General features: G+C 75.5%; 11 protein-coding genes. 4 read left to right on the top strand and 7 right to left on the bottom strand.

The window, feature by feature from the left end; translation table 11 throughout:
- The coding region (locus IE170_RS32635) for an alpha/beta hydrolase family protein (protein WP_506417266.1) at nucleotides 1–858 on the bottom strand (858 nt) is incomplete at its 3' end.
- A 302-nt stretch (nucleotides 859–1,160) separates the two neighbouring features.
- On the opposite strand from IE170_RS32635, the gene IE170_RS15110 reads away from it, so the two are divergent.
- The 3 genes from IE170_RS15110 (at nucleotide 1,161) to IE170_RS15100 (ending at nucleotide 3,341) form a co-directional block, all read left to right on the top strand.
- Entirely contained in the window at nucleotides 1,161–1,976 is an 816-nt protein-coding gene (locus IE170_RS15110; protein ID WP_189809876.1) for a S1 family peptidase, read from the top strand.
- 95 nt (nucleotides 1,977–2,071) lie between these two features.
- Nucleotides 2,072–2,242, top strand: coding sequence for a hypothetical protein (locus IE170_RS15105; RefSeq protein WP_189809875.1), 171 nt, complete (start codon nucleotides 2,072–2,074; stop codon nucleotides 2,240–2,242).
- 277 nt (nucleotides 2,243–2,519) lie between these two features.
- Complete coding sequence (locus IE170_RS15100; RefSeq protein WP_189809874.1) at nucleotides 2,520–3,341, top strand: NAD(P)H-binding protein; 822 nt, start codon at nucleotides 2,520–2,522, stop codon at nucleotides 3,339–3,341.
- A gap of 13 nt (nucleotides 3,342–3,354) precedes the next feature.
- Here the strand turns inward: IE170_RS15100 and IE170_RS15095 are convergent, their stop codons facing one another.
- From IE170_RS15095 to IE170_RS15085, 3 genes are all read right to left on the bottom strand, one after another.
- The gene (locus IE170_RS15095) at nucleotides 3,355–4,038 is read right to left on the bottom strand and encodes a hypothetical protein (RefSeq protein ID WP_189809873.1); all 684 of its coding nucleotides are present in this window, start codon (nucleotides 4,036–4,038) and stop codon (nucleotides 3,355–3,357) included.
- A 122-nt stretch (nucleotides 4,039–4,160) separates the two neighbouring features.
- Nucleotides 4,161–4,688 (bottom strand): DoxX family protein, encoded by a 528-nt coding sequence (locus tag IE170_RS15090; RefSeq protein WP_189809872.1) that lies wholly within the window; start codon nucleotides 4,686–4,688, stop codon nucleotides 4,161–4,163.
- 143 nt (nucleotides 4,689–4,831) lie between these two features.
- The gene (locus IE170_RS15085; RefSeq protein WP_223856756.1) at nucleotides 4,832–5,767 is read right to left on the bottom strand and encodes an alpha/beta fold hydrolase; all 936 of its coding nucleotides are present in this window, start codon (nucleotides 5,765–5,767) and stop codon (nucleotides 4,832–4,834) included.
- Between the two features lie 96 nt (nucleotides 5,768–5,863).
- Here IE170_RS15085 and IE170_RS15080 point away from each other — a divergent pair, with 96 nt between their 5' ends.
- Nucleotides 5,864–6,487: a TetR family transcriptional regulator gene (locus IE170_RS15080; RefSeq protein ID WP_189809871.1), complete on the top strand. Its 624-nt coding sequence runs from the start codon at nucleotides 5,864–5,866 to the stop codon at nucleotides 6,485–6,487.
- A gap of 30 nt (nucleotides 6,488–6,517) precedes the next feature.
- Here the strand turns inward: IE170_RS15080 and IE170_RS15075 are convergent, their stop codons facing one another.
- The 3 genes from IE170_RS15075 to IE170_RS15065 all read right to left on the bottom strand — a co-directional run bounded on the left by IE170_RS15075 (nucleotide 6,518) and on the right by IE170_RS15065 (nucleotide 9,004).
- A complete protein-coding gene (locus IE170_RS15075) occupies nucleotides 6,518–6,928 on the bottom strand; it encodes a four-helix bundle copper-binding protein (RefSeq protein ID WP_189809870.1) in 411 nt (136 codons plus the stop codon).
- A 118-nt stretch (nucleotides 6,929–7,046) separates the two neighbouring features.
- Nucleotides 7,047–7,919: an ABC transporter permease gene (locus IE170_RS15070; RefSeq protein ID WP_373298991.1), complete on the bottom strand. Its 873-nt coding sequence runs from the start codon at nucleotides 7,917–7,919 to the stop codon at nucleotides 7,047–7,049.
- On the bottom strand, nucleotides 7,916–9,004 hold the full coding sequence (locus tag IE170_RS15065; RefSeq protein WP_189809869.1) for an ATP-binding cassette domain-containing protein: 1,089 nt from the start codon (nucleotides 9,002–9,004) through the stop codon (nucleotides 7,916–7,918). Before IE170_RS15065 ends, IE170_RS15070 begins: the two co-directional genes overlap by 4 nt.
- Between the last annotated feature and the right edge of the window lie 77 nt (nucleotides 9,005–9,081).

Genomic DNA, 9,081 nt, shown 5'->3' with positions numbered 1-9,081 from the left:
CCGGTCCGGGTCGACGTCGGAGCGGGCCGTCAGCCAGTCGACGAGCGGGGTGACGACCTTCTCCCAGGTCGGCGTGAAGACGATCCGGTCGACGAACAGCAGTTGGCCCTGCCCCGGGCCGTCGTAGACGAGGGCGTTCCAGCCGCGTTCGAGGGCGGCGGCGACCCCGTACGTCCACATGTCGACGTTCTGGCCGTCGCTGCCGTTGGTCAGGATCACCGTGGGGCGCCGGGCGCCGGAGGTGTCGGGGCGGAAGAACCACACCGGCAGCGGTGTCGTCCCGTACGGGACCTGCGCCTTGACCGCGGCGGGCTCGCACAGGTCGCAGAAGGTGTCCCAGGCCTTGCGGCCGGACCGGTACAGCTGCTCCTCGCTGCCCGGGGCGTCGGAGCCGAGGACGAAGAACAGCGCCTGTCCGTAGTACTGGGCGGCACGCAGCGACCGGAACCGCTTGGTCTGGTCGTCGGCCGGGGCCCCGGGCGGCGGTTCGAGGAGCTGGTCGCCGAGCTTGCGAAACGTCTCCACGTACGACTGGGGGGACAGTCCGGCACCGTTGACGGTGTTGACGGCGGTCAGGACCTCGCCGACCTCGGCGGCTCCGGCACCGGAGGCGCCGAGCGCCAGGAGCGCGCTGAAGTTGTACTCGGGGTTCTTGAACAGCGTCATCACGCCCGGGGTGATACCTCCTGCAGCAGTGGTCGGCGAGGTGGACCCGGCGGCGGTGGTGGTCGGTGCCGGTGCGCCGGGAGTGCCCCCGCGGGCGCAGCCCGCGATGAGCGCGGCGCCGACGCCGGCACTCGCGGTGAGGACGGCGCGGCGGGTGGGGTCGGAGGGACGCTCGCCCGGTGTGTGCTCCATGCCGTCGGAACCTAGCGGCGGTCCCGCGCTGCGGCATCCGCTCGGCTGCCCGGGGTGGGCCCACCGCGCCGGGGCCCTTCGCGGGCGGCGTGCGAATCGCCAGGTCGCGGGGTGTGCACACCGGGTGGCGGCGCTCCCGGAGCCGGGCGGTCGCACTGGGCCGACCGGAGGCACCGGGCACTGCGGTCACCCGCCCAGTACGGGGGTTACCCCTACCCCGGGTGGTGTGTTGCCCCCATGGCTCTGTTGATCTTGAACGGGCAGGCTGGAGCACGTCCGAACCCCGAGTGAAGGAACTGTCTGTGGTCACACTGCATTCGGTGCGCCGCCGCGTGGCGCGCACCACGGTCGTCGGAACGCTCGTCGCGGCGGCATGCGCCACCCTGCTGGCCGGCAGCGCCGGGGCCATCGTCAACGGATCCGATGCCGTCGGGGACTACCCGTTCATGGCGACGATTCCGGAGTCGGCCCCGAAGTACGGCCTGTACGACGGGAACTGCGGGGCGTCGCTCATCGATCCCCAGTGGGTGCTGACGGCGGCCCACTGCGTGCAGGGTGACGGGCTGGAGCTGGAGGGCACCGTCCGGATCGGCAGCGGACACCGGAAGTCCGGGGGAACCGTACGGGCCATCGACCGGATCGTGGTCCACCCCGGCTACGTCAACGGTGAGGGCAAGGCCTTCAACAGGCACGACATCGCGCTGGTCCGCCTCGACCGCCCGGTGGCCGGCAAGCCGGTCCGCCTCGCGGAGCGGGCCGGCCGTCCCGGCACCCCGACGCGGATCCTGGGCTTCGGGACCACCGCGGACACGGAGCTGCGGTTCGCGGAGCGGCTGCAGGAGCTGGACACCCGCATCGGCGCCGAGTCCGAGTGCGCCCCCGGCTACGCGGACCGGACACGGCTGTGCACCATCAGCAGGGTGCCCAAGGCGATGGCGTGCTTCGGCGACTCGGGCGGACCGCAGCTCCAGCGGGGCAGGCACGGGCGGTGGGAGCTGGTCGGGGTCACCTCGGGCCCCGGCGCCCCGGGGGTCGTCTGTTCGGACGGACCCGGCCTCTACGCCGGCGTGCCCGTCTACAGGGACTGGATCCGGAAGACCATGGGGCGCGACGCCTGACCTCCGGCTCGGGGCTCCGGCCGGCCCCGGGCATCCCGGGCGCATCGCGGACCGCCGGGGCCGCGCGGGGCCCCGGCGGCTGCTATACCGGAGGGATGCGCGTGCCGGAGCGGCTGGTCGCCGCCGTGGACCTGCTCGACGTACGTCCGGACGACCGGGTCCTGGAGGTCGGCTGCGGCCCCGGGGTCGCAGCGGCGCTCGTCTGCGAACGGCTCGCGGGCGGCCGCGGCCGGCTGGTCGCCCTGGACCGGCCCGGCCGCGCGTGAGTCGTCCGTGCTGTCCCGGCTGCTGCGGCCGGGTGGCCGGCTCCTCCTGGTCTACGGCGCCCCCGAGGGCCGGGCCCTGGGGCCGATGACGGAGTCCGTGCGCGCGGCCCTGCACGGGCGCGGATTCCGCACTGCGTCATCCGTCCGCAGGCGGGGCGGGACCTCGCTGCTGGTGGTCACCGCGGACCTGCCTCACCGGGGCCATCGAGGACAGCAGTCGGCCTAGATGCCGCCTAACGTCATCCGCAGATGCGGGATGGACGGCGAGGAGGGCGACGTGACGATTCTGGTGACCGGTGCGACCGGGAGGCTGGGGCGCCTGGTGGTCGAGCGGCTGCGGCAGGGCGGGGAGGAGGTCCGCGCGCTCACGCGTACGCCGGCCGCCGCGGGCGTGCCCGACGGCGTCGAGGTGGTGGTCGGCGACCTCACCCGGCCGCAGACCCTGGCGAAGGCGTTCGACGGGGCGCGTGCCGTGCACCTGCTCGGCGCCACCGGGCACGACCACACCCCGCTGGAGACGGGCCCGCAGATCGTGGCGCTGGCCGCCGAGGCCGGAGTGCGGCGGCTCACGGTCCTGTCCGCCGATGGGGAGGGGCCGTTGGAAGGGGCCGTGCGGGAGAGCGGCCTGGAGTGGACGTTCGTCTGGCCGATCGACTTCATGGCCAACACGCTCGGCTGGGCGGAGGCCATCCGCACGGCCGGCGAGGTCCGCGAGCCGTACGCGGGCCGCAGGACCGCCTCCGCCGACGAGGCGGACGTCGCCGACGTCATCGCCGCCGTACTCACCGGCGGGGGCCACGCGGGCCGGCGGCTCGTCGTGTCGGGGCCCGAAGCGCTCACCCCGGCCGACAAGGTGTCCGCCATCGCGGCGGCCACCGGCCGGGCGCTCCGCTTCACCGAGCTGACCGACGGGCAGGCCCGCCGGCAATGGAGGGCGGAGGGCTGGCCCGAGGAGGGCATCGAGTTCATGCTCCACATGTGGGCGACCGTCCCCGACACGGTGGCCGAGGTGACCACGGCCGTCGAGGAGGTCCTCGGCCGCCCGCCGCACACGTTCGCCCGGTGGGCCGCCGCACACGCCGACGCCTTCCGCCCCTGACCGGGGCGGCTCGTCACCCGTCCTGCGGCCGGCCGCCGGCCAGGCGGCGGAGGATCGACTCGGCGAGCCTCCACCGGTCCGTGTCCCGCCGGAAGCGGCGGTCCCGCTGAGCCCTGACGGCGTCGGCGAGGCGCCCCGCCTGCCTTTCGTCGAGGTCGTCGACCATATGGGCGGCGAGCAGCAGCCCCTGGTACTGCTCCAGTGCGCTGCGGGGGTGCTCGATGGCGGCGACCGCGGCATCGAAGTCGCGCAGGGCCCGGTCGGCCTGCATCGCGGCGAGGGCGGTGATGCGCTCCTCGGCGTTCCCGTTCCGGAACCGGCGCAGGACATCCGCCGGTTCGAGCTCCCGCTCCTCCGCGCAGCGGCGCGCCCGGGCGGCGGCCTCCTCCGTCGCCCAGGTGCGCTGCGCACCGCGGCGCGCGGTGCGGCGTACCGGCGTGCGGTCGGCTGCAGCGGGCGCTGCACTGTCCAGCAGGACCTGCGCCTCGGCGCGGAGCCGCCGCGCCGAGGCGACGTCCCCCTGCCGCTCGGATTCCTCGGCCAGCGCCAGCCTGTCCGCGGCGGCCGCGCGCAGCCTGAGGCTGACTCCGCCGACCTCCAGGCCCTCGAGGCGGCTGCCGAACAGGGCGAGGAGCAGCAGGACCCCGCCGAAGACGAGCAGGACGGCCGTTCCGGTGCCGTTCTCCGTCACGAACACGGCGAGGACGCCCGTCCCGAACGCCGCCGCGCCGAGCAGCCCGGCGACCAGGCGCAGGGCGGGCGTGAGGTGGAAGGGCGCGTGGCCGGGATCCTCCGGCCCGCCGCGTTTCCCCGGCGGCGTCAGGACGGCTCCTCGGCCGTGTCCTGTTGCGCTCGGGCCCGCTTGGCCACGACCGCGGCTGCCGCGACGGCGCTCGCGGCGAAGGCCAGGGCGAGCATCCACCGCTGGTCGAAGGTGTGGCCGGTGGCGTGGTCGAGGGAGAGGCGGCCCGGGCCGGCGAGGCCGATGGTGGCCGCGGTGAAGCCGAGGAAGGCCGGGTACTCGTACCCGCCGGCCTGGGCGAAGAACCCGGCCGGGGCGTGGACGGACACCGCTCCGGCCATGGCGCCGGCGGCGGCCGCGCCCGCTGCCGGGGTGGCGAGGCCGAGGACCAGCAGGGCCCCGCCGCCGGCTTCGCCGAGCCCGGCGGCGAGGGCGCTGCGCCGCCCTGGGGTGAAGCCCATGTGCTCCATGGCGGCGGCGGTCCGGTCGAGGCCGCCGCCGCCGAACCAGCCGAACAGCTTCTGCGTGCCGTGCGCCATCAGCACGGCTCCGGTCCCGGCGCGCAGGGCCAGCAGAGCGAGGTCGCGTCGGTTGATCCATGTCATCGGAAGTCTCCCTGGGACGGCGGGGCACGGTGCCGCAGACATCCCTATCCCCGCACGCCGTCGGTGCCCCGCGCCCCGGGCCACGTCCGCCCGGACGGGTGCCGCCCGTGCAGGCCCGGACCGGGCCGGGCCTGCACGGGCGGTCAGGGCCTGCGGGCCGGCATGAGGGGGCGGGCGGTGTGGGTGAGGATCTCCTGCGCCAGGCGTTCCTCCACGGCTGCGGGGATCGTGTGCCCCATGCCGTCGACCATGGCCAGGCGGGCGCCCGGGATGGCCGCGGCGGTCGCCTCGGCGTGCGGCGGGGGGAACATGGGGTCCCGGGTGCCGTGCAGGACCAGGGTGGGTGCGGTGACCGCGGCGAGGTCCGCCGTGGTGAAGGTGTCCCCCGCGGAGCCGGCGAGGGTGTGGTTCAGGCCGGCGGTGATGTCGTCGGCCCGCTGGTGGACCCGTTCCTCCATGGCGCGGTACTCCGCCTCGTCGTACGGGAGGTCCGGGCCGTGCAGCACCCGCCACAGCGGCATCCGCGCGGTGAGGTACCCCTCCAGACCGGTCCCGGGCTCGGGGAACGACGTGGCGAGGGCGGCGAGCAGTTCCGGTGCCGGCGGCGGAAGCTCGTCCGGCCGCGGTGGAAGGCCGGCCATGGCGCGCCGGACCGCGCCGGCGGTGTCCGTTCCGAGCGGCTGGGACGACATGCTCGTCAGCGTCAGTACGCGGTGCGGGGCGGTCAGGGCGAGCCGCTGGGCGATGACGCCGCCGAGGGAGGCCCCCACCAGGTGGGCCCGTTCCACGCCGAAGCCGTCCAGGACGGCCAGGGCGTCCGCGGCGAGGTCGGCGACGGTGTACGGGTGCGCGGCGTAGTCCACCCGGGAGGAGAGGCCCGTGTCGCGGTGGTCGTAGCGGATGACGCGGCGGCCCCCGGCGACGAGGCGGTGCACGAGGCCGTCGTTCCACTGGACGCCCTGCGCCTGCGCGCCCATCAGGAGCAGTACCACCGGGTCGTCGGGGGTCCCGAACTCCTGCGCCCAGAGCCGGACGTCGCCGGCGGCGATGATCTTCTCGTTATTTTCCTGCATGGTCATTCAGGTTAATGTCCGATCCGGTGGTGCGCCAGCCGTTTTTCCTGCGGGCCGGGGGCGGTTGGACGCCGCCGATCGCCACCGGGCACTCTGATCCGCATGGCTGGAGTCAAGGGACAGGTGCAGAAGCGGGGCGTGGAGCGCCGGCGGGCGATGGTCGACGCGGCCATCGGGCTGTTCGCCCGGAACGGGGTGCGGGGCACCGGAGTCGCGGCGGTCGCCGCGCAGGCGGGCGCGACCCCGTCGGCGCTGATCCACCACTTCGGCAGCAAGGACGGCCTCGTACGGGCCGTGCTGCAGGAGGCGGACCGGCGGGCGCTGGAACGGCTGTCGATCCCCGCGGACGCGGCGCCCACGCTCCGGCAGGCGGTCGACTGGCTCGTCCGGGACGCCGAGCACACCGCCGCCGCCGAACGCGACCTGGCCGCCCTGCACACGGCCCTGACCGCCGAGAACCTGGATCCCGCCTCTCCCCTGCACACGTGGTTCCGGGACCGCGGCCGGGCGCTGCGCAGCCACCTGGCGGCGGTGTTCACGCGGGCCGCGGCCGACGGGACGGCGCGGCCCGTGCCGGACGCGGAGGCCCTGGCCGCCGAGGTGGCGGCCTTCCTGGAGGGCGCCCACCTGCTGTGGCTGCTCGACCCGGAGCGGATCGACCTGGCCGCCCTCCACCGCGGCTACTTCGACGGCCTCCTCGCCCGCCTGGCGCCGGAGCCCTCCTGACCCTCCGGCGCCCGGGCTGGACGGGGCCCCTCAGCGGAGGGTGGCCGCCAGGTCGCTGCACGCCTCGGCGCACGATCGGCAGGCCTCGGCGCAGAGGCGGCAGTGCTCGTGCCGGTCGGCGTGGGCGGCGCACTCGTCCGCACAGGCCCGGCAGGCGACGGCGCAGGCCGTGACGAGGGCGCGGGCGATGTCGGGGTTGTAGCCGGTGTGCCGGGAGAGGACGGCGGCCGTGGCGGTGCAGATGTCGGCGCAGTCCATGTCGGTGCGGATGCACTTGGTGAGGTCGCCGACCATGCCTTCGGCCAGGCAGGCGTCGGCGCAGGCGGTGCAGGCCTGCGCGCAGGCGATGCACTCCTCGATGCAGCGGGCGAGCCGGTCCTGGTCGAGGTCGCCGAGGTCGGCGGGGTAGCTGTGCAGCATGTCCTTGACGGGCGCGTTCATGCGAGGGCCCTCGCTTTCCCGCCGCCGGCCGGAGGGAGCCGCGCCTTCGGGGGAACCGTGCGGCGGCTTACCGCCAGGATCGCCCCGCGGCCCCGTTTCCGCCCGGCGGGGCGGTGCGTCATTCGGGGCGGCTGAAGCGGTGGGCCGCCCAGAGCAGGGCCGCCGCGCCGGTCGCCAGCAGGACGCCCGCTTCGAGGACCAGCGGCGGCTGGCGGCCGAACCAGTCGATGCCGCCGACGGCCGCCTCGTCGGGGACGCGCAGGGCGATGCAGCCGCGGAGCAGGTCGACGCCGTACGCGAGCGGGTTGGCGCCGGCCAGGGCGCGGGCCCAGCCGGGCAGGTTGTGCAGCGGGAAGAAGCCGCCGGAGAGGAACATCAGCGGCATCATCACCAGGCCGAGCAGCATGTGGAACACCTCGGGACGGTTCAGGCTCACCGCCAGCGCCAGGGACAGGGCCGTGATGGTGAAGGAGGCCAGGACCATGCCGCCGAGGAGCAGTGCGATCAGCACCGGGTCGTAGGGCAGGCCGACGGCGCCGGCGAGGCAGAGGAGGAGGGCGCCCTGGACGGTGGCGACCAGGGTCCCGCCGGCGCAGCTTCCCAACAGCAGGGCGGGCCGGCTGACCGGTGCCATCAGCAGCTCGCGCAGGTAGCCGCTCTGCCGGTCGGTGATCAGGCGGACGCCCACCATGATGGCGGGGGCCTGCACCGTCATCATCAGCATGCCGGGGAAGAGGTAGGCCTGGTAGCCGGTGCCGAGGGAGGAGTCCGGGATCAGGGCGGCGAGTCCGCCTCCGAGGATGAAGAGGTACAGCACCGGCTGGAACAGGACCAGGGCGGCGTGGGCGGGCTGGGCCGCCAGGCGCAGCAGGTCGCGGTGGACCAGGGCGTGGACGGCGCGCAGTTCGCGGCGCAGCCGGTCCGCAGGCGCGGATCCGGGGCCGTCGGTGCCGTCGGGGGCGGCCGGTGCGCGGAGGGCGGGTGTCGTCACGGGGCGCTCCCGGGGGCGTCCGGCGTCCGGTCGGGCCGGGCGGCGTTGATGCTGCGGCCGGTGTGGTGGAAGAAGACGTCGTCGAGGGTGGGCGGAGCGGCGGACGCGGCGAGCACGGCGATGCCGTGGCCGGCGAGGGCGGCGCACAGGCGGGGGATCCAGGCGCTGCCGTCGGGCACGCGCAGCCAGACCCCCTCGGCGTCCGCGGTGACGGCGGTGTCCGGCGACGCGGTCGCCTCGCGCACGACCCGGCGGGCCGTCGCGTCGTCGCTGGTGCGCAGGACGACGCGGTCGTCGCCGATCGCCGCCTTGAGTGCGGCGGGCGCCCCCTGGGCGACCAGCCGGCCGCCGTCGATGATGGCGAGCCGGTCGCAGTTCTCCGCTTCTTCCAGGTAGTGGGTGGTGACGAAGAGGGTGCTGCCCTGCCGGTCTCGAAGGGCGCGCAGGTGCTGCCAGACCTGTGCGCGGGCATGGGGGTCGAGTCCGGTGGTCGGCTCGTCGAGGAACAGGATCTCGGGTGCGTGCAGCAGGCCGCGGGCGAGTTCGAGGCGGCGGCGCATGCCGCCCGACAGGGTGCGCACGAGGGCGCGGCGCCGGTCGACCAGGTCGACCGCGTCCAGCGTCTCGGTGGTCCGGCGGCGGGCGTCGCGGCGGCTGAGCCCGTAGAGGCGGGCGTGGATGTGCAGGTTCTGCTCGGCCGTCAGGTCGGGGTCGAGGGCGCTGTGCTGGAAGAGCATTCCGACGCGGCGGCGTACCAGGTCGGGCTCGGTGAGGACGTCGGCGCCGGCCACGGTGGCCCGTCCCGAGGTGGGGCGGGCGAGGGCACACAGCAGGGCGATCGTCGTGGACTTCCCGGCGCCGTTGGGGCCGAGGAAGGCGAAGGTCTCGCCCCGGTGCACGTCCAGGTCCAGGCCGCGCAGGGCGTGGGTGGCGGTGCCGTCGGGGCCGGGGTACGTCTTGACCAGGCCGCGGGTGCTGACGGCGTACGCCGGCCCGGTTGCGCCGTGCGCGCTGTCCGGGCTGGTGCGGGCGGCGGGCGGGGGCGCTGCCTGGGCGGGGGCGCCGGCACCGGCGTGTGGCTGCATGGGGTCGGGTCCTCGTCTACGGGTGGTCATCCGCGGGGACGGGCTGCCGGGAGCGGTGGTGCCCCCGGAGGGGGGCA

Source organism: Streptomyces toxytricini, assembly GCF_014649915.1.
Lineage (GTDB): Bacteria > Actinomycetota > Actinomycetes > Streptomycetales > Streptomycetaceae > Streptomyces > Streptomyces toxytricini.
Note: the sequence above shows the minus strand (reverse complement) of the source record. Positions and strands in the feature narration are given on the sequence as shown.